The 21,669-nt window shown below is 64.9% G+C and carries 18 protein-coding genes and 2 pseudogenes; 8 read left to right on the forward strand and 12 right to left on the reverse strand.

From position 1 onward, the window contains the following. Window positions 1-75: 75 nt before the first annotated feature. The 3 genes from HDG32_RS00590 to HDG32_RS00600 all read right to left on the reverse strand — a co-directional run bounded on the left by HDG32_RS00590 (window position 76) and on the right by HDG32_RS00600 (window position 2,776). Window positions 76-975 carry a MipA/OmpV family protein gene (locus HDG32_RS00590; protein ID WP_184062403.1) on the reverse strand — a complete coding sequence of 300 codons (900 nt, stop codon included), beginning with the start codon at window positions 973-975 and terminating at the stop codon, window positions 76-78. A gap of 355 nt (window positions 976-1,330) precedes the next feature. Beyond that, a complete protein-coding gene (gene msrA, locus HDG32_RS00595) occupies window positions 1,331-2,089 on the reverse strand; it encodes a peptide-methionine (S)-S-oxide reductase MsrA (RefSeq protein ID WP_184062405.1) in 759 nt (252 codons plus the stop codon). Window positions 2,090-2,236: 147 nt separating this feature from the next. Continuing rightward, window positions 2,237-2,776 carry an Lrp/AsnC family transcriptional regulator gene (locus tag HDG32_RS00600; protein ID WP_184062407.1) on the reverse strand — a complete coding sequence of 180 codons (540 nt, stop codon included), beginning with the start codon at window positions 2,774-2,776 and terminating at the stop codon, window positions 2,237-2,239. Between the two features lie 140 nt (window positions 2,777-2,916). Between HDG32_RS00600 and HDG32_RS00605 the strand changes: the two genes are divergently transcribed. Further along, window positions 2,917-3,933: a 1-aminocyclopropane-1-carboxylate deaminase gene (locus tag HDG32_RS00605; protein WP_184062409.1), complete on the forward strand. Its 1,017-nt coding sequence runs from the start codon at window positions 2,917-2,919 to the stop codon at window positions 3,931-3,933. A 14-nt stretch (window positions 3,934-3,947) separates the two neighbouring features. On the opposite strand, the gene HDG32_RS00610 is transcribed toward HDG32_RS00605, so the two are convergent. Then, window positions 3,948-4,859, reverse strand: coding sequence for a LysR family transcriptional regulator (locus HDG32_RS00610; protein WP_184062411.1), 912 nt, complete (start codon window positions 4,857-4,859; stop codon window positions 3,948-3,950). A gap of 137 nt (window positions 4,860-4,996) precedes the next feature. Here HDG32_RS00610 and HDG32_RS00615 point away from each other — a divergent pair, with 137 nt between their 5' ends. Then, window positions 4,997-5,722 (forward strand): pirin family protein, encoded by a 726-nt coding sequence (locus HDG32_RS00615; RefSeq protein WP_184062413.1) that lies wholly within the window; start codon window positions 4,997-4,999, stop codon window positions 5,720-5,722. A gap of 97 nt (window positions 5,723-5,819) precedes the next feature. Further along, window positions 5,820-6,233, forward strand: coding sequence for a DoxX family protein (locus HDG32_RS00620; protein WP_184035498.1), 414 nt, complete (start codon window positions 5,820-5,822; stop codon window positions 6,231-6,233). 111 nt (window positions 6,234-6,344) lie between these two features. On the opposite strand, the gene ahpF is transcribed toward HDG32_RS00620, so the two are convergent. The 3 genes from ahpF to prpR form a co-directional block, all read right to left on the reverse strand. Then, window positions 6,345-7,943 (reverse strand): alkyl hydroperoxide reductase subunit F, encoded by a 1,599-nt coding sequence (gene ahpF / locus HDG32_RS00625; RefSeq protein WP_184062415.1) that lies wholly within the window; start codon window positions 7,941-7,943, stop codon window positions 6,345-6,347. A gap of 172 nt (window positions 7,944-8,115) precedes the next feature. Further along, on the reverse strand, window positions 8,116-8,679 hold the full coding sequence (ahpC, locus tag HDG32_RS00630; RefSeq protein WP_090809789.1) for an alkyl hydroperoxide reductase subunit C: 564 nt from the start codon (window positions 8,677-8,679) through the stop codon (window positions 8,116-8,118). 148 nt (window positions 8,680-8,827) lie between these two features. Beyond that, window positions 8,828-10,849, reverse strand: coding sequence for a propionate catabolism operon regulatory protein PrpR (gene prpR, locus HDG32_RS00635; RefSeq protein WP_184062417.1), 2,022 nt, complete (start codon window positions 10,847-10,849; stop codon window positions 8,828-8,830). A gap of 200 nt (window positions 10,850-11,049) precedes the next feature. On the opposite strand from prpR, the gene HDG32_RS00640 reads away from it, so the two are divergent. From HDG32_RS00640 to HDG32_RS00650, 3 genes are all read left to right on the forward strand, one after another. Beyond that, window positions 11,050-11,934, forward strand: coding sequence for an oxaloacetate decarboxylase (locus tag HDG32_RS00640; RefSeq protein WP_184062419.1), 885 nt, complete (start codon window positions 11,050-11,052; stop codon window positions 11,932-11,934). A gap of 294 nt (window positions 11,935-12,228) precedes the next feature. Next, entirely contained in the window at window positions 12,229-13,668 is a 1,440-nt protein-coding gene (locus tag HDG32_RS00645; protein WP_184062421.1) for an MFS transporter, read from the forward strand. A 39-nt stretch (window positions 13,669-13,707) separates the two neighbouring features. Further along, window positions 13,708-14,145: a GNAT family N-acetyltransferase gene (locus HDG32_RS00650; protein WP_184062423.1), complete on the forward strand. Its 438-nt coding sequence runs from the start codon at window positions 13,708-13,710 to the stop codon at window positions 14,143-14,145. 39 nt (window positions 14,146-14,184) lie between these two features. Here the strand turns inward: HDG32_RS00650 and HDG32_RS00655 are convergent. Both HDG32_RS00655 and HDG32_RS00660 read right to left on the reverse strand, forming a co-directional pair. Continuing rightward, window positions 14,185-14,325: pseudogene (locus HDG32_RS00655) on the reverse strand (2-oxoglutarate-dependent dioxygenase); the annotation flags it as partial. A 3-nt stretch (window positions 14,326-14,328) separates the two neighbouring features. Then, the gene (locus HDG32_RS00660; RefSeq protein ID WP_184062425.1) at window positions 14,329-14,808 is read right to left on the reverse strand and encodes a nuclear transport factor 2 family protein; all 480 of its coding nucleotides are present in this window, start codon (window positions 14,806-14,808) and stop codon (window positions 14,329-14,331) included. Between the two features lie 42 nt (window positions 14,809-14,850). Here HDG32_RS00660 and HDG32_RS00665 point away from each other — a divergent pair. Further along, window positions 14,851-15,024: pseudogene (locus HDG32_RS00665) on the forward strand (LysR family transcriptional regulator); the annotation flags it as partial. A 127-nt stretch (window positions 15,025-15,151) separates the two neighbouring features. On the opposite strand, the gene HDG32_RS00670 reads toward HDG32_RS00665, so the two are convergent. The 3 genes from HDG32_RS00670 to HDG32_RS00680 form a co-directional block, all read right to left on the reverse strand. After that, window positions 15,152-16,591: a nicotinate phosphoribosyltransferase gene (locus HDG32_RS00670; RefSeq protein WP_184062427.1), complete on the reverse strand. Its 1,440-nt coding sequence runs from the start codon at window positions 16,589-16,591 to the stop codon at window positions 15,152-15,154. Window positions 16,592-16,882: 291 nt separating this feature from the next. Continuing rightward, entirely contained in the window at window positions 16,883-18,085 is a 1,203-nt protein-coding gene (locus tag HDG32_RS00675) for an AAA family ATPase (protein ID WP_184062429.1), read from the reverse strand. Window positions 18,086-18,266: 181 nt separating this feature from the next. After that, window positions 18,267-18,536, reverse strand: a complete 270-nt coding sequence (locus HDG32_RS00680) for a hypothetical protein (protein WP_184059979.1) — start codon at window positions 18,534-18,536, stop codon at window positions 18,267-18,269. Between the two features lie 1,329 nt (window positions 18,537-19,865). Between HDG32_RS00680 and HDG32_RS00685 the strand changes: the two genes are divergently transcribed. Further along, window positions 19,866-21,293: a sigma-54 dependent transcriptional regulator gene (locus tag HDG32_RS00685; RefSeq protein WP_184062431.1), complete on the forward strand. Its 1,428-nt coding sequence runs from the start codon at window positions 19,866-19,868 to the stop codon at window positions 21,291-21,293. Window positions 21,294-21,669 lie beyond the last annotated feature (376 nt).

The following is a 21,669-nucleotide window of genomic DNA, read 5'->3' on the forward strand; positions in this document are numbered from 1 at the left end:
GCGGCGCGCGATCACAGAGTCAGCAAGGGCTATACCCACCAGGTCACGGCGCAGTGGCTGCGCGGCGGCGGTGCGTCAGAACCGGTAGTTGATCGACACGTCGGCGACGCCGGTCGCGCGGCTGCGCGTGATCGGACTGTTGCCGGCGCTGCCGACGAGCTGCTCGAACGCGCCGTCGGCGGTCGCGAACCAGTGCTTGCTGAACAGCCAGATCGCGCTGACGCCGAAACCCACCGACTTGAAGCCCGCGCTCGCGTGGTACTGCGGATACTGCGAGTGCGCGGCCTGCTCCTGATTGACGCCGAACCAGCTGTTCATGTAATTGGAGTCCGCGAGCACCACGTTCGGGCCGGCGAACCAGAAGAACTGCCTGGTGCTGCCGGGCATCGGCATATAGGCGCCGAGATCGCCGATCCAGCCGTTCGATCCGCCGAAATAGCGGCGGATATCGGCGCGCAGGACGAGCGGAAAATCCTTCGACACGACGTACTCGCCCGAAAGCTTCAGACCGGGCGCCGGGTTGATGTTGCCGAGCCCGTTGAGTTCCTGCGGATCGTCCTGGCCGCGTCGCCCGAGGTCGTAGACCGCGGCGAGACTCATGCGCCAGTTCTCGCCCTGCGCGAAATTCACGCCGAAACCTTCGCCGCTCGACAGAAAGAACAGATCCTTGTAGCGCACGTCGATGCTCGGGCCGGCCACCAGGTGATAGCGGTCCGATCCTTCGAAGCGCGGCTGGAACGATGTGGCCACGCCGAAGCGCAGTTGCCAGTCGGGAATGTTCGGCTGCCACATCTTCTGCAGCGGAACGCCCACCGAATATTGCCATTCGCCGAGCGGCGACGGCGTCTGCGCGAAGACCACACCCGGCACGCAGGCCATTGCGCCCAAGGTCGCGGCGACGAGCGAGCTCGCCGCGATGCCGGTTTGTTTATGGCGAGGCATGGCGCCCCGCTTCTTTCTACGGCTGTTGACCACCGGAAGCCTCCAATTTCGCTCGTCGCGATGAGGTTAGGTTTTCGCCCGGGGTCCTGCGCGGACCCAACAACGCGGACGACCGCCGCGCTGTTACTTACGGCGTGTAATTTTTCCAGTCGATGAAGCGGGCAGCGCGATGCGCACGAGGCGCGGCGAGCCCGCATGACCCCCGCGCTCGTGTGGCCACTGCGCATAGTCCTTGCACGCCGCGGTGACGTGGACAATGGCCAACGGAACATTGCTGCGCAAGATACGCGCCAACTCTGTGGAAGATTGATGACGAGCGCGGCCCAAGGCGTAACCCGAAGACGGTCCGGCGCTGCGGCGGCGCCGCTGGCGCCGCCGTTCGGAGGGGTTATTGCGCTGCTTCGACGAGTACCGGCTTGTCGCGATACAGGTTGGGGAACAGGCGTTTCAGGTTGGCGATTTTCGGCATGTCATTGAACACGATGTAGGCCGAATCGGGATGCAAGGTCAGATAGTTCTGGTGATACGACTCGGCCGGATAGAAGCCCTTGTACGGCTCCGTCTTCGTGACGATCGGCGCGGGGAACACGTGCGACTTGTCGAGCTGCGCAATGTAGCTTTGCGCGACGTGCCGTTGCGCGTCGCTCAGCGGAAAGATCGCGGAGCGGTATTGCGTGCCGCTGTCGGGCCCCTGACGATTCAGCTCGGTCGGGTCCTGAACCACTGAGAAATACACCTGCAGCAACTGGCCGTAGGTGACCTTGCCAGGATCGAACGTGACCTGCACCGATTCCGCGTGCCCCGTCTCGCCGCCGCTGACGGTCTCGTACTGCGCGGTGTCGCGTGAGCCGCCCGAGTAACCGGACACCGCCCGCGTGACACCGCGCACATGCTGGAACACCCCCTGGACGCCCCAGAAGCAGCCACCCGCGAACACCGCGGTTTCCTCGTGTGCGGTGCTGGCCGGGATCGGTTCGTCGAGCGCGGGCGGCGCGATCACGACGGCGCTCTCCGCCGCGAACGCGACGCGCTGCGCGAGCGGCAACGCGAGCGCGGCCGCGCCTAGCAGCAACGACAACACGGCCGCGCGCGTGCGTTTCGAGGTGCCGCCGAACGATGTAAGGAATTGCGGTCTGTTGCGAGTCATGATGGTCGCTCCGGAAAAGTGCCGGCGCCCGCCCGCTTTGGTACGGTGCTGCCACGGCCGCATGCGGGTGCGCCGAAGCTTGGTCGCGCGGGCGCGGCGTTTATGACAGCATGCGCGCTTTCGCGGCCGGCGGCGCGGCCGCGCGGCTCACAGCGGAAATTTCGTGGTCGACAGGATTTCCTTCAGCACCATGAATGAGCGGATCTGCCGTACGCCCGGCAGATACAGCAACTGCTCGGCGTGCAGTCGATTGAAGCTGTCGCTGTCGCGCGTGCGGATCACCATGAAATAGTCGAACTCGCCGGTCACCACGTGGCACTCCATGCAGCCGGCCACTTTCTGCGCGGCCTTCTCGAACTCGGCGAACGACTCGGGCGTCGAGCGATCCAGTACCACGCCGATGATCACGAGCATGCCCGCGCCGGCCGCCTTTGGATCGAGCAGCGCGACCACGCCGCGAATCAGCCCCGATTCCTTCAGGCGTTCGACGCGCCGCAAACACGCCGGCGCGCTCAGCTTCACTTTCGCGGCAAGCGCCACGTTCGAAATCGACGCGTCGGTTTGCAACTGCCGCAGGATCGCGCGATCGATGCGATCGAGCGGGTGGTGGGGATCGGCCGGCGAGGCGGAGGGGATCGCGCCGATGCCCGAAGGTGCCGCTCCAGCACGAACTTTCGTTGCGCTCATGACCATGTGTACGAAGTTTTATTAGGAACCGGACGTTCTTTGATTTCGAAAAATACGTCTACGCGATTTTTTTCGCAAGCTCATTTCTGGCGGTTTTTCCTAACATAAACTCATGGACATCACCCCACCACGGAGCCGCGATGAACCTGCAACGATTCCCCCGCTACCCGCTCACCTTCGGACCGACGCCAATTCAACCGCTCAAGCGTCTGAGCGAGCATCTCGGCGGCAAGGTCGAGCTGTATGCCAAGCGCGAGGACTGCAATAGCGGCCTCGCGTTCGGCGGCAACAAGACCCGCAAGCTCGAGTATCTGATCCCCGACGCGCTCGCGCAGGGCTGCGACACGCTCGTGTCGATCGGCGGCATCCAGTCGAACCAGACGCGCCAGGTCGCGGCGGTTGCCGCGCATCTGGGCCTGAAGTGCGTGCTCGTGCAGGAGAACTGGGTCAACTACTCGGATGCGGTGTACGACCGCGTCGGCAACATCCAGATGTCGCGCATGATGGGTGCCGACGTGCGGCTCGTGCCGGACGGCTTCGACATCGGCTTTCGCAAGAGCTGGGAAGACGCGCTCGACAGCGTGCGCGCGGCCGGCGGCAAGCCGTACGCGATTCCGGCCGGCTGCTCGGACCATCCGCTCGGCGGCCTCGGCTTCGTCGGCTTTGCCGAAGAGGTGCGTCAGCAGGAAGCCGAACTAGGCTTCAAGTTCGACTACGTCGTCGTGTGCTCGGTGACGGGCAGCACGCAGGCTGGCATGGTCGTCGGTTTCGCCGCCGACGGCCGCGCCGATCGGGTTATCGGCATCGACGCATCGGCGAAACCGGCGCAGACACGCGAGCAGATCACGCGCATCGCGAAGCGGACCGCCGAGAGCGTCGAACTGGGCCGCGACATCACCGCGAAGGACATCGTCCTCGACGAGCGCTACGGCGGCCCGGAATACGGTCTGCCGAACGACGGCACGCTCGAGGCGATCCGTCTGTGCGCGCGGCTCGAAGGCATGCTGACCGATCCGGTGTACGAGGGAAAGTCGATGCACGGCATGATCGACAAGGTGCGTAACGGCGAATTTCCGGCCGGCTCGCGAGTACTTTATGCGCACCTAGGCGGCGTGCCGGCGTTGAGCGCGTACAGCTTTATCTTCCGCAACGGTTGATAGGGTTTAGGGGATTAGCCGACGGGCGTCCGCGGTTCGGTCGCGAGCTTCTTCCTCAGATGCCTGCGCAGAAACTCGACGAATGCCCGGATCGTGACCGAGCTTTGCCGATGCTGCGGATACACGGCATAGACGCCCGTCGCCGACGGCAGGAACGCTTCGAGCACGGGCACGAGTTGTCCGCTTGCGAGCGCATCGGCGACGATGAAATCCGGCAGCCGAACGATTCCAAGTCCCGCGACGGCCGCATCGCGAATCAGATCGCCGTTATTGGCGCGTAACGGCCCGCGCACCTCGACGCTCTTCACCACGCCCTCGACGCTGAAGTCCCAGCTCACCGCGCCGCCGTGGCCGTACAGCAGACATTCGTGGTTCGCGAGATCGCCAGGCACGGCCGGGCTGCCACGCCGGCGCAGATAACCGGGGCTGCAGCACGCGACCATCTTCACATCGATCAGCTTTTGCGCGATCAGCGACGAATCCGCCAGCGTGCCGATACGGATCGCCATGTCGAAGCCTTCGCCGACCACATCGACGGCGCGGTCGCTCAGCTCCATGTCGAAGCGCACGTCGCGATGCTCGCGCAGAAACGCCGCGATGAGCGGCGACAGATGCGTCATGCCGAACGACATCGGCGCGCTCACGCGTAGCAGCCCGCGCGGCCCGGCGCGGCGCAGCGACATGGCCTGCTCGGCGTCCTCGACCTCGCCGAGGATGCGCTTCGCGCGCTCGTAGAACTCCTGACCCAGATCGGTCACCGCCAGCTTGCGCGTGTTGCGGATCAGCAGTTGCACACCGAGCGCTTCCTCGAGCGCCATCACACGGCGGCTCACGAACTGTTTCGACAGCGACAGCCGGTTGGCCGCGGCGGTGAAATTGTGGGCGTCGACGGTCGCGACGAAGATGCGCATGTCATCGAGTTGCATCGTATTGTCCACCCCAATGCGACAGTGTTTCCGGTTTTATCATGATTATATCCATCCTGATTGACCTACACTGTCGTTCATGGATCGCAGCCAAACATCTGGCCCGGATCGCACGACAAAACTCAAGGAGAAAGAGCATGCTCGAAATCAGACACGCCAACCAACGTGGCCGCGCGGAACACGGCTGGCTCAGCTCGCGCCATACGTTTTCGTTCGCGAACTATCACGATCCGAAGCAGAACGGCTTCTCCGACCTGCTCGTGATCAACGACGACCGTGTGGCGCCGGCGCAGGGCTTCGGCAAGCATCCGCATCGCGACATGGAGATCTTTTCGTACGTGCTCGAAGGCGCGCTCGAACACAAGGACACGATGGACACGGGCTCGGTGATCGTGCCGGGCGACATCCAATTGATGAGCGCGGGCACCGGTGTGGCGCACAGCGAATACAACCATTCGAAGAGCGAGCCGGTGCACTTCCTGCAGATCTGGATCGCGCCGGCCCAGCAAGGCACGAAGCCGCGCTATCAGCAACAGCACTTCAGCGCGGCCGACAAGCGCGGTGTACTGCGGCTCGTGCTGTCGCCGGACGGTGCGAACGGTTCGCTGCAGTTGCAACAGGATGCGCGCGTGTATGCCGGTCTGTTCAACGGCGAGGAAACCGCACGGCTCGAACTCGCGAAGGACCGCTATGCATATGTTCAGGTGGCGCGCGGCAGCGTTACGGTGAATGGCGTCGAGCTTGGCGAGGGTGACGGCGCGCGGGTGCGGGGTGAAGAAGCGCTGACCTTCACGCAGGGCCGCGATGCGGAAGTGCTCGTGTTCGACCTGCGTAATATCGAAACCTCGGCGTTGTGGGCATAAGCGCTCCGCTTGCGCCGCTATTGACTCAAACCTGAACGCGGCTCGCTGGACGACGATTTCCAGCGAGCTTCATCCCTCTACCCTATCGGGAAAAATCATGCGCTACACACTGTTTGAAAACCAGAAAGACGTCGTCGTTCTCGTCGCTCGAATCCTGCTGATGGTGCTGTTCGTGATGTTCGGCTGGTCGAAGCTGACCGGCTTTGCCGGCACCGTCGCTTATATGACGTCGACCGGCGCGCCCGTGCCGGCGTTGTCGGCTGTTATCGCGGTGGTGATGGAGCTTGTGGTGGGCGTCGCGCTGTTAGTGGGATTTTTCACGCGACCGCTGGCGCTGCTGCTTGCGGTGTATACGCTCGGCACCGCGATCATCGGCCATCACTACTGGAACATGACGGGCGCGATGCAGTACGACAATATGATTCATTTCTACAAGAACATCGGCATCATCGGCGGGTTGCTGCTGTTGTGCGTGACCGGCCCCGGCAAGTATTCGTTCGACCGGCGGTGATACCGATTCCCGTGCTTTAACGAAAAAGGCCCGCACGAATGCGGGCCTTGTTGCATGCGCAAACTGAAACGGCGGCCCGCGGGCCGCGGTTTGCCTCTCTGAGCTACCGAATCAAACCGCTGCTTCGGCTTCCGCTTCCGCTTCGCTGACCGCCGCGACTTCTTCGCTGTTGCGGATCAGGTGATCGAATGCGGACAGCGATGCCTTCGCACCCTCGCCCACCGCGATCACGATCTGCTTGAACGGCACCGTGGTCACGTCGCCGGCGGCGAACACGCCCGGCACCGACGTCGCGCCGCGCGCATCGACGACGATCTCGCCATGCTTCGACAGCTCGACCGTGCCCTTCAGCCATTCGGTGTTCGGCACGAGACCGATCTGCACGAACACGCCTTCGAGTTCGACCGTCTTCACTTCGCCCGAAGCGAGGTCCTTGTAGATCAGACCGTTGACCTTCTTGCCGTCGCCGGTGATTTCCGTGGTCTGCGCCTGCGTGACGACCGTCACGTTCGGCAGGCTGCGCAGCTTGCGTTGCAGCACCTCGTCGGCACGCAGCGTCGCACCGAATTCGAGCAGCGTCACTTCGCGCACGAGACCCGCGAGGTCGATCGCGGCCTCGACGCCCGAGTTGCCGCCGCCGATTACCGCGACGCGCTTGCCCTTGAACAGGGGGCCATCGCAGTGCGGGCAGTACGCGACGCCATGATTGCGATACTCGCGCTCGCCCGGCACGTTGATTTCGCGCCAGCGCGCACCGGTCGCGAGGATGATCGTCTTCGCCTTCAGCACCGCGCCGTTGGCCAGACGTACTTCGATGATGCGCCCCGGAATCAGCGCTTCGGCGCGCTGCACGTCCATGATGTCGACGTCATAGGTCTTCACGTGCTGTTCGAGCGCGGTCGCGAACTTCGGTCCTTCGGTTTCGGTCACGGAGACGAAGTTCTCGATCGCCAGCGTGTCGAGCACCTGGCCACCAAAACGCTCGGCCACGACACCGGTCGCAATGCCCTTGCGCGCCGAGTAGATCGCCGCCGCTGCGCCCGCCGGGCCGCCGCCGACGATCAGCGTGTCGAACACCGGCTTGTTCTCCAGTTCCTTCGCGGCGCGCGCACCGGCGTTGGAATCGAGCTTCGCGAGGATTTCCTTCACGCCGCTGCGGCCCTGGCCGAAGGTTTCGCCGTTCAGGAACATCGTCGGTACCGCCATGATCTGGCGCGCGTCGACTTCGTTCTGGAACAGCGCGCCGTCGATCGCGACGTGACGGATGCGCGGATTGATCAACGCCATCACGTTCAGCGCCTGTACGACTTCCGGGCAGTTCTGGCACGACAGCGAGAAATACGTTTCGAATTGATAGTCGCCGTCGAGGCTGCGGATCTGTTCGATCACCGCGTCGTCGAGTTTGACCGGGTGGCCGCCGACCTGCAGCAGTGCGAGGACGAGCGACGTGAATTCATGCCCCATCGGAATGCCGGCGAAACGGATGCCGGTTTCCTTGCCCGCTTCGCCAATCGAGAACGACGGCTTGCGTTCGTCGTCGCCGCGACGCTCGATCACCGTGACGCGCTCCGACAAGGTCGCGATGTCGTTCAGCAGGGCCAGCAGCTCCTGGGACTTCGCGCTGTCATCGATCGACGCGACGAGCTCGATAGGCCTGCTAACTTTTTCGAGGTACGACTTCAGTTGAGTCTTGAGATTGGCGTCAAGCATGGCGTTGCGATTCCGTGACGAGGGGTGTGGGTGTCCCGGCGCCGCACGCATCCGGATAGGACGTGTTGGGCCCGGGGACGCGCGAAGCGCCGTATCAGGCGATTCGCGCGGTGAAGCGCCGGGAAGATCCCGGCAGATGCAGACTGCGGGTGCAGCGTGAGCTGCGCGGACCTTAGATCTTGCCGATCAGGTCGAGCGACGGGGTCAGCGTTTGCGCGCCCGGCGTCCACTTGGCGGGGCACACTTCGCCCGGGTGCTTGGCGATGTACTGAGCAGCCTGAACCTTGCGCAGCAGTTCGCCAGCGTCACGGCCGATGCCGTTGTCATGAATTTCGCACAGCTTGATCTCGCCTTCCGGGTTGATCACGAACGTGCCACGCAGCGCGAGGCCCTCTTCTTCGATCAGCACGTCGAAGTTGCGCGAGATAGCGAGCGTCGGGTCAGCCAGCATCGGGTACTTGATCTTGCGGATCGTATCCGACGTGTCGTGCCAGGCCTTGTGCGTGAAGTGCGTATCGGTCGACACGCTGTAGATTTCCACGCCCAGCTTCTTGAAATCTTCATAACGATCGGCCAGGTCACCGAGTTCGGTCGGGCACACGAACGTGAAGTCGGCCGGGTAGAACACGAAAACCGACCACTTGCCCTTCAGGCTTTCTTCAGTGACGGTCTGGAAATCGCCGTTGTGAAAAGCCTGTGCTTTGAACGGTTTGACTTGACTGTTGATGATCGGCATTTGCTGAATCCTCTCTTTGAGGGGGTTGGAAAGTTGAGTCAGTATGTCAGACTACGCTTAATAGGTAAAGCGGATTGTGTTAATGAGTTCGATAGTTTCGCACTATTCATTTCGTCGGTCGAAACTATCGGACGATTTGCCGGGCGTTTCAGCCCTTCAGAAGCCGCCACAGCGTGGTTCTGCCGATGCCGAGCGCTCGGCTCGCGGCGGCGCGATTGCCGCCCGATTGTTCGAGGGCGCGCAGCGCAGCCTCACGGCTGGGGGTAGCGCGCGGCGCCGTACTGCCGGGCGCAGGGCCCGGAGGCGCCTGTGTGATCTGCTCGACCTCGACCGCCCTGATCCGGAAGAACTCGGGAAACACCGCCTGCCGGTCTGGCAAGGCGTCGGCAGTCAAGTTCCCGGACATCTCGTTGGTCGGGTCACCGATATAAATCGCCGCGCGGGCCAGGAGATTTTCCAGTTCGCGGACGTTACCGGGCCACGCGTAATCCGCAAAAAGCGGGGCGAGAAACACGAGCACCCGCTCGAGCCCCGCCGCCGACAAGCCGTACTGCAGCGCGCTGCGCTCCAACAGGTGCCGCGCCAGCGGCGCGATATCGGCACGGCGTTCGCGCAGCGGCGGCAATTTTATCTGAAGCAGATTTAATCTGAAATACAGGTCCGCGCGAAACGCGCCCTCCTCGACGAGCGCGTGCAGATCGCGGTGCGTCGCGGCGATCACCCTCACGTCGACCGGCGTCGCGCGGCCCGCGCCGAGCTTCATCACCTCGCGCTCCTGCAGCACGCGCAATAGCCGGCTTTGCAGCGCGGCCGGCATTTCGCCGATCTCATCTAGAAAAATAGTGCCGGTGTGCGCGATTTCAAACAACCCAGGCTTGCCGCCGCGCCGCGCACCCGTGAACGCCCCTTCCTCGTGCCCGAACAGTTCGCTTTCGATCAGCCCCTCGGGCAGCGCCGCGCAGTTGAACGCGACGAACGGATTGCCGCGCCGCCGGCTCGCGTTGTGGATGCCCTGTGCGACCAGTTCCTTGCCGGTGCCGCTTTCACCACTCAGGAGCACGGTCGCGTCGTGCGCGGCGCCGGCGCGCGCGAGCCGGCGCACGCGCTCGAGCGCCGCCGAAGCGCCGATCAGATCGTCGAGCCGGTGCCGCGCAACCAGATGCCTCGGCCGCTGGCTGGTGCGCAGGGAACGGTCGATCCGCTGCGCAACGAGCGCGTCCTGCGCCGTCACGACGAAACCGGCGCGCGCGCCCTGCTCGACGATCGGCACACAGCCGACGATCAGTGCGCGGCCGCCGATCTGTTCGATGCGTTCGTCGACCGGCTGGTCGGCGGCGCGCGTCTCGCGCAGCAGCGGCGCGAGCGCGCGCGCCACTCGTGCGGGGGTGTCCTCGTCGTCGTTTGGGACCGCCTGCGCGGCGCCTAGACCGAGCAGTTCGAGCATTGCCGGGTTGACAGCTTCGAGCTGGGCGGCTTCGTCGAACGCGGCGACGCCGTCGCGCAGATGCGCGACGATCGTGTTCAGGCGCACCCGCTTCGATTCCTTCTGGCGGCTCACCCGCGCCAGTTCGACCGAGCGCTCGAACGCTTCCTCGACCGCGGCAAGCGAATACAGGAACACGCTTTCCATGCCGGCCTGCTGCGCCAGATCGCAGGCCATGCCAGCGCCGACCACCACGCGGCAGCCCTGCGCGGCGAGTTCATCGACTGCGAGCCGCACTTCGTCGATCGACCGATACGCGCGCTGCCGCAGATCGACGTTCAAGAGCGGGCTCAGGTCGGCCAACTCCTGCGCGATTGCTTCGTGCAGCACGAGCCCGATGCGCGCCTGCGGCCATGTGGCGGTCGCGCGCGTGATCGCGCTCAACACGTCGAAGCCATTCACCTTGACCATTACCACCGGCACGCTGAGGTTCTCGCGCAGGTACGCGCCGTTCGAGCCGGCGGACAGTACGACGTCGACCGAACCTGCGTCCACGTAAGCCTGCAGCGCGGCGACGGCCGCGCCGTAGCCCTCCCGCACCGTGAAGAACTTCGCCCGGCCCGCGTAGCGCGGCGCCACCGCCTCGCAAAGCGACTGCAGTCGGCTGATACTGACGAGTGCGACACCGGGCCGCCCGGCATCGACGGCGGGGTTCGGATTCGCAACGAATGGGGTGAATGTGGACACGCGGCCCTCCTTGATTGAAACGTTCCTCGAAACGTTTCATGAAACGTTCCACCGATTGTGCCATGAACGTTCAGGCAGGAGTTCATATCGCGCAAACCCTTGTTCCAGCGGCACGACCGACGAACTGCCGTTCAATGGCACGCTTCCTGCAGAATGTCGGCCGCGTTCCCTTACCGATTTCCCTTCTGGAGACCTGCATCATGACCACCACTTCCGCCACCCGCCGCGCCGCCTTCCGCGCCAAGGTCAATCAGCGTCAGGGCCTGCTCGTGCCCGGCGCGTTCAACGCGATGAGCGCGCGCGTGATCGAGGACGCCGGTTTCGAAGCGGTCTACATCACCGGCGCGGGCGTCACCAACATGTCGCTCGGTCTACCCGACCTCGGCTTCATCGGCCTTGCTGAAGTCGCAGAGCACACCGCGCGCATCCGCGACGCGGTCGCGCTGCCGCTGATCGTCGATGCCGACACCGGCTTCGGCAACGCGCTGAACGTGCGCCAGACCGTGCGCGTGCTGGAGCGCAGCGGCGCCGACGTGATCCAGTTCGAAGATCAGGTGATGCCGAAAAAATGCGGCCACTTCTCGGGCAAGGAAGTCGTCGCGGCGAGCGAGATGGTCGGCAAGATCCGCGCGGCTGTCGACGCGCGCGAAGACGCGAACCTGCAGATCATGGCGCGCACCGACGCGGCCGCAGTCCACGGCATCGAGGACGCGATCGAGCGCGGTCATCGCTTCATCGAGGCGGGCGCCGACATCCTGTTCATCGAGGCGACCGAATCGCTCGCCGACATCGAGCGTCTGCCGGGGCTGTTCAATGTGCCGCAGCTGATCAACATCGTGATCGGCGGCAAGACGCCGGTGCAGTCGCGCGACGCGCTCGCGAAGCTCGGCTACGGCATCGTGCTGTACGCGAATGCGGCGCTGCAGGGCGCGGTGCTCGGCATGCAGCGCGCGCTCGGCATGCTGCAGAGCAACGGCCGCCTCGACGAGGACGCGACGATCGTCGCGCCGTTCAGCGAGCGCCAGCGGCTCGTCAACAAGCCGCTGTATGACCGGCTGGACAAGGAGTACGCGGGGAAGGACTGACGCTCGGGCGGCGGCGCGGCGGTGCGACGCGCTGCATGCCTGCGCGATATGGAACCCTTTATTGCGTTAGGATTCAGGGCTGGCAAACAGGCAAGCTGATGTTCGCGTCAGCCCGCCGCGACCGTTCGCGGCGCCGGCCTCGTCCGCGGGGCCGCTCTCCCGGCTGCCGGCAGAAGCACAAAAACGCAAACGAAAGGTCGTCGCAAGCACCATGAAGTCAAACTCTTCACGCGCCCCGCGCGGGCTCGTCAATTGTCTTTCAGCGCGCACGCGCGCAGCACGGGAGCTCGCCCGATGAGCTGCAGCGGCACCCGCACCGCGCACGTCGGCTGGCTGCCGTACATCGTCGCGGCTACCTTCTTCATGGAGTACCTCGACACCACGGTGATCGCCACCGCGCTGCCGCAGATGGCGCGTTCGTTCGGCGTCGGCCCGAACAGCCTGAGTCTCGGCATGACCGCCTACATGCTCGCGCTCGCGATCTTCATCCCGGCGAGCGGCTGGGTCGCCGACCGCTGCGGCGCGCGCACCGTGTTCGTCAGCGCGATCGGCGTGTTCACGGTCGCGTCGGTGCTGTGCGGACTGTCGCAGAACGTGCCCGAGTTCACGGCCGCGCGGCTGCTGCAAGGCATCGGCGGCGCGATGATGGTGCCGGTCGGCCGTCTCATCGTGGTCCGCAGCACCGAGAAAGCTCGCATGATGCAGGCGATCTCGACGATCACATGGCCGGCCATCGCGGCGCCAGTGGTCGGCCCGCCGATCGGCGGCTTCATCACGACCTACGCGTCGTGGCGCTGGATCTTCCTGCTGAACGTGCCGTTCGGCCTCGCGGCGATTGCCGTCGCGCTCGCCATCGTGCCGAACCTGCGCGGCACCGAACGCAAGCCGCTCGACGTCGTCGGCCTGCTGCTGAGCGGCGTCGCGCTGACCGCGATTCTGTACGGCGCAGAACTCGCGAGCCAGCCGGCCACCGATCCGTGGCTCGCGGTCTCGATCGTGGCGGGCGGTCTGCTGGTCGGCGCGCTCGCGTTCCAGCATGCGAAGCGTCATCCGTATCCGCTCGTCGACGTGTCGACGCTGAAGGTGCCGACGTTTTCCGTGACGGTCATCACCGGCTCGTTCACGCGCATTGGCATCGGCGCGGTGCCCTATCTGATGCCGCTGCTGTTCCAGGTCGGTTTCGGGCTGTCGGCGTTCCGCTCGGGGCTGCTGCTGCTCGCGAGCGCGCTCGGCAATCTCGGCATGAAGGCGCTGACCACGCGCATCCTGCAGCGCTACGGCTTCCGGATGGTGTCGATCGTCGATGTGGCGGTGGCCGGCATTTTCATCATCGCGTGCGGACTGCTGACGCCGGACGTGCCGCTCGTGTTCGTGCTGATCGTCGTGTTCGTGTACGGCGTCGCGCGCTCGATGCAGTTCTCGACGCTCGCGACGCTCGCCTATGCCGACATCCCGCAGCCGCAGATGAGCGCGGCGAGTACGCTGTGGAGCGCGGCCGCGCAGATGACGATCGGTCTCGGCATCGCATTCGGCGCGGTGTCGCTGCGCGTCGCGGCGCTGTTCAATGGCGAGACGACCGGCCACGTGTTCACGCTCGACGATTTCCGCCTCGCGTTCCTGTTCGCCGGTGTGCTGACGCTGCTGTCCGTGCTTGGATATATGGGGCTCGCCCGCAATGCTGGGCAGAGTATCGGTGGGGGTTCGCGCGGCGGTGAAACTCCGGCGAAGAGCTAGGGGACGCGCAAGCGCTGCGCGATCAAAAGGAGACGTGCCGTGCAAGCAGGCGAACTGACGATTTCCAGCCGCATCGACGATCTCGACCTCGACCTCGTCTACACATTCCTGTCGCAGGAAACGCCGTGGGCGCGAGGCATGCCACGCGTGACCTTCGAGCGCGCCGTCGCCGGGTCGCTGTGCTTCGGCGGCTTTGTCGACGGCAAGCAGATGGCGTTCGCGCGCCTCGTCACCGACGAGGCGACCTTCGCCTACCTATGCGACGTGTTCGTGCTGCCCGCGTATCGCGGCCAGGGCTATGCGTCGGCGTTGATGAAACATATCTTTGCGAGCCCTTCGCTCGTCAGTCTGCGTAGAGTCGTGCTGGTCACGACCGACGCGCATCACGTCTATGCGCCGCATGGGTTCACGTCGCTCGAGAACCCCGAGCGGTATATGGAGCTGCATCGACCGGATGTTTACAAAGCGGCCGAATAGGCCCCGCCTCGGCACGCCTCCCACTGATGTGACCCAGCCTCAGCCGTACGCGCGCTCGCGCATCCACTTCGTCATGATCCACTTATCGCCGGCAAGCACCGGCGCGCCGCCGTGCAGAGTCGACGGATCGAGCTGGCGCTGGCCGTTCATGTAGCGGAAATACACCGCGCCGCCCGCGCGCACCTAGTCGCGCTTCAACTGCCCGCGATAGTGCAGCAGCCCTCGGCGCGCCTGCTGCCTGAGCATCCGCTGCACGAACGGCGACCAGCCGAACAGCGCGCCGCGCACGCCCATCGCCTGGCGCATCCACAGCCACAGATCGAAGCGGTCGCGATGCTCGACGATGAGCCCATCGCGGAACACGAAACGCGCCTCGATCCGGTTCACGACGTCGCGCCCCGTCTGGACGAAACGGTAGCGCGCCACCCACTGCGCGCGGCCGGTATGGTCGTCCGCCTCGATGTCCCTGAAGGTCAGCGTGAAGTCTTGCGCATGCTTGACGAGCATGCGCCACATGTCGCGCGCTTCGTCGCCGACCAGCTCGCCGAAAGCGGGGTCGCTGAAGACGACGTCGTCGGCATAACAGGCGACCATGGTCTCGGCGTCGCGTTGCTGGAAGGCGGTGTAGAAACGTTCGATCAGCTCGGTGTTGGGATGGCTCATTGATGTCGTATCGTGTATTGCGGGAGCGCGTCATGCACGCGCAGAGTCGTGCCGCATACGCTCGCCGATTGCATCGCGCTGCCGGGCGTCGTCTACCATGACATCGCCGGCCGGGCGATTGGGTCCGAAATCGCGCTCGCGTTTCGTCGGCACGAGCGAGCGCCCGCCGTCAAGGCGTTCCTGCGCTTCGCGCGCGATGGTAAAGATTCACGCTGACGGCAGCGTCGCTACGTTGATCGGGGTCGGCATCCTGTCGGATATTGCCGTAGGTCTGCCCTTCATGCAGCACTGGGCGCTGATGACCCGCCCGCTCGTGACCATGCCGATGCGTCAGAAAGCTGGATCAACCTTCGTCCGCATATGCGCGGCCTCGAATCTCGGCCAGCGACGTATCGACCAGCAGGCGGCCCGCATCGAACACCGTCTCGAGCGCTTCATCCCACTCGCCCTCCACCGTGCTCCCGTCCCACGCGATCGGCAACGTGACCGTCCGGTACTCGCCGGTGCGGCGATGGCGCAGCAAGGTGAGCCGGCCTTTCATCGAGCGCTTGCCGTGATCCGTGACTGGATCCTTCGACACATCGAGCCACGTGTCGCCTAGCCGGATCGCCGAGCACTTCATCGCGAAGCGCTGCGTATCGCGGTTGATCTGCTGCAACAGCGCACCGCCCATGCCGAACACGATGTTGTCGGTGGCGAAGCCGGCCTCGTCCATCGCGGCGAGGATCGCGACGATCGAATCCGGGTTCACGCCGTCACCCTGAATCACGCGCACATGGTCGAGCACGCGCCGCCCCTTGCTGTTGGTCTGCGACCCGAACGAAGCCTCCAGCGAGCGCAGCGTGTGCAGGACGATCGTGCACGGATCGCCGGAGTCCGGGCGAATCACGAGCATGCCGCCGGAATCGAGCACGGCCTGCTTCAGCTCGCCGCCCCATGCGTTCAGCGCGGCGAACAGGTCGTAAGAGTCGGACACCACCGAAACGATCGCGCCCGGCTTGCCGAAGCGGGCGATCATGTTGCGATACGCGTCGACTTCGCGCTCGCGGCCCCACGACGTGATCGTGCTGTGCTCGGCCGCCGGCACCGAGAACGCGGCCATGCGGTCGCGGTAGTAGTGATTCGCCGCAACCACGCCGAGCACCGTATCCGAGCCCATGAAGCTGACGAGATGTGCCGCGCCGCCGATCGCCGCCGACTCCGCGCTCGACACGCCGCGCGCGCCGAAATCATGCAGCTTGAACGGTAGCTGCGAGAGATCGTCGCTGCTTTTCAGCAGATACGCGCGGATCGTCTGGCGCAGATGCCAGCTTTGCGTCGCGACCGTGATCGGATACCACACGCGCATCAGCATCGTCTCCAGATACGACGTGAGCCAGAACACCTGCGGATCGTCGCATTCGACGGTGACGAGCACGTTGTGCGTGGGCACGACCGAGCCTTCGGGCGCCGCGCGAATCCGCACCGGCAGATGGCCGCCGTATCGCTGCACGACGTAGCGCCAGCCCGCCTCGTTGAACGGCTCGCCGTGCGCGCTGAAGAAGGTCCGCGCCTGGTCGATCATCGCGCCGGTAACCGGCCGGCACAGGTACTCCTTCAGCAGCATCTGCAAGCCGAAGAACAGCGTGCGGCCGTAACGTCCGCCGCGCGATTCGATGTACGAGAACATCGCCGTCGCGTCGGGCGGATATTGCAGATAGTGCGACGCCTTGTACGAATCCGTATTCAGAATCGGATTGGAGAGGATCGACGCGAGGTCGCTGAAACCCTGCGCGTTTTGCATGGACGGTGCTGCCCTCACGTGATTTTCTCGCTGGAGTGACCGGACGGCGCGAGCCTGCCCGACGCTTTCGAAACTCTGAGGCCGCGGCTTTACGCCTACAGACTATGCCGGCGATGACCCTGTATCTCACCTTACTACGGTATGCGCGATAGCGCTCGTCGTCGGACTGTAGCTTCTCTTCGCGCAGGATGAGTCTGGCCCGCAGCGCCAACCGCAGCCGCAGACGATCATCCTCCGGATCTCGAGGTTCACCAGCAGAAGACCGGGCTAGAGCAGCGAGTAGACGTCGTCCTAGCCCCCCGGCTTCAATTGCGGCGGCAGATTCGGCCACGTCGCGAGCAATCTGCCGAGCATGCTCCTGCGCCGCTCCGCACCCGCGGGCCACAGCATGTTCGCGAGCAGCACGATACCTTGCGCGAGCCCGCTGTCGCGCGCGCACGCGACGAGCGGCACGCCGCGGCTGAGCGCATCGTTGACGTGCTGATCGTCGCGCGGCAGTTGATGCGCGACCCTCGCGCCGAGCGTGCGTTCGAGCATCGGCAGATTGATCTGCGCGTCCTTGTCGTACTGGTTGACGACGACCCGCACCTTGCCGGACGGATGCCCCAGTTCGCGAAAGATATCGAGCATGCGGCGCGCGCCATGCAGGTACAGCGGGTTCTGCCGCACCACCATGCAGATCGCGTCGCTATGCGCGAGCGCGCGGATCGTCGACGGATTCAGGCTCGGGCCGACGTCGATCAGCACCGCGTCGTAGCGCTCGCGCGCCAGCGTCAGAATCCGGTCCACCTGACCGGGCAGCAGTTCGGCGGCCTTCAACGGATCGCCGGCGCCGGCGAGCAGATCCAGGTTCGGGCACACGTGCATCGCGCACGCGTCGAACAGCGCCGGGTCGAGTTGCTCGTTGCGCGAGCACAGATCGACGAGCGTCATGGGCGGGGGGCGATTCGCCATCAGCAGGCTCGCGTCGGCGAATTGCTGGCTCAGGTCGATCAGCAGCACGCGCCGCTCACGCCGCGCGGCGAGCGCGCACGCGAGGTTGACCGCGATCAGCGTGGTGCCGCTACCGCCCTTGCTCGACGTCAGGGTGACCACGCGCGCGTGGCGCCGCTCGGGCTCGCGGCGCCGCGCTTCGATCTGCGCAAGCGCATCGACGACGGCCTGACGATCGAGCGGCCACGACAGCACCTGCCGCACGCCGACGCGCAGCGCCGCGCCGATCAGCGCGGTGGACGGCGCCGGCGTCACCAGCATGCAATGGAGCGTCGGCGCGCAGGCGAGCGTTTCCTCGATGCCGTCTAGTCCGCGGACGCTCAGATTGGCGTCGTCGACGATCAGCAGGTCGGCGCCGCGGACCAGGCGCGCGTGCATCGGCAGTTGCCGGGCCGGGCCGAACGCGGTGTGCAGCCGGTAACGCACGCCGCTCTCTTCGAGCCGCACGACGATTCGCTGCGCGTTTTCGATGCTCGCGGCAATCAGGAAGATGTCGATCATGGCAGCTCTGCGGCGCTTGGCGCGTCATGCGCGGGCTTTTATTCCAGTCGTCTGTTCACGATTGACGACGCAGGCTTCGGCGCGAGTTCCTTACCGCGACGCTCCTCCGTGAAAGCCATGAGCCGGCAAACGGTGTTATCGAATTCCTGCGCGGTCGCTGCGAGCCGACGAGCGGCAAGCGTCAGACGTCGGTTTCATCGTCGTCGCGCCGCTGCGCCGCGCTGCGTTCAGCGCGCACCGGCATGGCGTACAGCGCGTCGCGCAGCAGGTCGCGGCGGATCTCGGCTTGCGCTCGGCGCTCGAGCGCCTCGGCGACGACGAGCGTCAGCAGATCGACCGACGAGCCCGCCGCCTGCGCGAAAAAGCGCGCGCGCGATGCCGCGACATACCGCCGGTAAGTGCTTCTGGTTCCTCCCGAAGCGGCCGGCCTGCGAATCAGTTGTGGTTTCATGTCAACCCCCGATGTCGAGCAGATTTGCGCCAGGTCACGCCGTCTGGTCTCAGCGCCCCGGCCGTTGGGCCAGGTCGCCGTGCCCGTGCCAACCCACGGACACGGCCCCTGGTTCACCTCGTACATTCGTCTCTCTGTGGAGACTAGCGTCTCTCCCCGCTTCGTCGCGCCGGCCGGTGTCCTGATCCGGCGCTGCCCCTTCCCTTTGCGGCGCGTCGCTCGCGAACGTTGCCAGCGCGTTGCCTGTCGTTATCGCCACCCTTCTCGCGTCGTGAGGACAAAAAGTCGAAAAGGAAAAACGGCGAAGTCGTTGCCCTTTTTTTCGTCCGGTTTTGAATGGCCGCCAAACCGGTCCGCCACTCACCCGTTTTCTAACGTATTCAAGAAGGCCCCGCCGCGCTCCCGCAAACACCTGTTGGCTTCCCCGACCATGTCTGCGAGTGACTTTTTTACCGCCGGTCTTTTTTAATCCGGTTTTCCCCGTACCGTCGACCTGGCGGCAAAACATTTTTCTGTGCAGACCTTATTGCAATGGTTATGCCAACACGCGTTCGAATCGGTAAGGCGCCCGTCACGGCTTCACGCTGCCGAGAAATCGGTTTGCTTTTGACGCAGTGCGAGCCTGCCCGATTTTTGGCGTGGCGCGCATTGATTCGTTTCTGACACGCCAAATCGCCGCGCGCTGGCCGCAAAGCGCGCCTCCCGCTCCGTCTCGCCAGCCTGCTGACTGGCCGCGGGGCCGGCCACACGCGGCTTCGCCGCTCCTTCCGGCTGGCAAAGCGCCCCACCCGGCGCGGCAAAACGCATTCGACTCGCGCTGTCCAATCTGTCGCAACTGTGAAACATGACTGCTCGCGCCCCGTCCGTTTTAGTCACGCCTTAATACCAGGGCAATTGCTACGCAATGTGCGATTCCGCGCATAACCGGCCTTGACCGCTTATTCATTAGCGATCCGTGTTAATCCGAAAATCCAACACGCATTCTTCATCCCTGTTTCTTTGTCTGGCGCTTTCAGGCGCTTTCGCTTATCGTTAGGCCATGCGCCAATCAGAGCGCTTCTATCAGCGCCAACGAGGCAAGCCACGGTTCAAGTGGTTTTCACGGTTCGGGGAAAAAATCGCCGGGCAGTTTCAGCAATGAACGACAAGGTCGCCGCCATTGCATGAATCGGTCCGCCATGCAGCGCGTTCCGGTTCGCGCCGCGCTTGAAGCGTGTCCCTTGTTCGTGATTGCTGCTGTCGTGAATGCGTCGCAGCCGGAGTGCAGCAACTGGCCGCCTGAATCTCACAACGTCGCACGGCAGTCCTGAGGATCGAACGGGGGGAACCATGACTACGACTTGCACGCCGGCCGATATGGAACGCACGGTTCTGTACGTGGCGAACGCGCCCGACCAGATACTCGTCGAGTTTCTGGCCGCGTCGGGATGGCAAGCCGTGCACGCAAAAAGCACGGCCGTGGCGGAACGCATGATCGAACGCGGCAACATCAAGGTCGGTCTCGTTCAGTTGCCCGAAGATTGCACGTCACAGCAGCTGTCTGCGCTCGCGCTGTGCATGCGCCGCGTCGAAACCAACTGGGTCGCGCAGATCGTGCCGGGCCAGGCCGACAACGAACTGGTCAGCCGTTTCATCCTCGATTACTGCTTCGACTTCGTCACGCAGCCGTGGCTCAACGAGCGGCTCGTGTTCGCGCTCGGCCACGCGCATGGGCTGTCGAGCCTGCGTCAGCCGCGCGTCGCGCCGGAGCCGTCGCTCGGCCGCCACGGCATGGTCGGGCAATGCGAGCCGATGCAGCAGCTCTACCGGCGCATCGACAAATGCAGCGTGACCGATGCGCCGGTGTTCATCGCGGGCGAATCGGGCACCGGCAAGGAGCTGACCGCTCGTGCTATTCACGACCGCTCGCCGCGCGCGGGCCGCACGTTCGTCGCGATCAATTGCGCGGCGATTCCGCCGAGCCTGTTGCAGGCCGAACTGTTCGGCCACGAGCGCGGCGCTTTTACCGGCGCGCTGCAACGCAAGCTCGGCCGGATCGAGAGCGCGCATGAAGGCACGCTGTTTCTCGACGAAATCGGCGACATGCCGCACGAATGCCAGGCGGTGCTGCTGCGCTTCCTGCAGGAAGGCACGATCGAGCGGCTTGGCGGCAACGGTCCGATCAGCGTCGACGTGCGCGTGATCTCGGCCACCCACGTCGATCTGGAGCGCGCCGTCGAAGACGGGCGTTTCCGTTCCGACCTCTATCACCGGCTGTGCGTGCTGCGCCTCGTCGAGCCGCCATTGCGCGAGCGCGGCGGCGACATCAAGCTACTCGCCAATTACGCGCTCAGCATGTACAAGCAGGACGGCGCGCGCAAGCTGCGCGGCCTGTCGAGCGACGCGATCGTCGCGATGTCGAACTATCCGTGGCCCGGCAACGTGCGCGAGCTGATCAACTGCGTGCGCCGCGCGGTCGTGATGAGCGAGGGCCGCTTCATCACCGCGAGCGACCTCGGCCTACCCGAAGCTGACAATGGCCCGGCGGTCACGCTGGCGGAAATCCGCAGCAAGGCCGAAAAGGATGCGATCGAGAACGCGCTGCTGCGGCACGGCTACAAGCTGTCCGATGCGGCGGCCGAACTCGGCATTTCGCGCGCGACGCTGTACCGGCTGATGCACGCGAACCGGCTGCATCAGGAGCCGGCCGGACGCGGCGCGAGCAGCGGCCCCCATGCCGATGACGAAGCAGAGCGCCAGACCTCTTCAGTGGCATAAGCGCGGATTTAAGCGTTTTTTGTAGTGAACGCTTAGCAGCGCACGGTCACGGCGATTGAGCATTCCCGACTTTCCGTGCTCTGCCCGCACGTAGCGTGGTCGTCGAGAACATCCTCGCGCCGCCGCCAGCATTGCCACCCGGCAAGCGGCCTCCTACCTCCTGCGCCGCCCCGCCCACGGGGCTTTCCGGGCAGGCTTTCTGCTGCCTTCGACAGGCCTGCCGGCCATCATCGGCTATCCTGTCGGGTCAACGCCCCGCCCGACGGGCGCCGCTCTCGCGGCGCTTTCGCCCGTCCGGCGGGCCTGCGCCGCAGGAACTTCAGCGCCCCGCCCCGTGTCGGTCCCGGGTCACCCCGCTGAAACAGCCCATGTTCCG

The organism is Paraburkholderia sp. CI2, from assembly GCF_014201055.1.
GTDB lineage: Bacteria > Pseudomonadota > Gammaproteobacteria > Burkholderiales > Burkholderiaceae > Paraburkholderia > Paraburkholderia tuberum.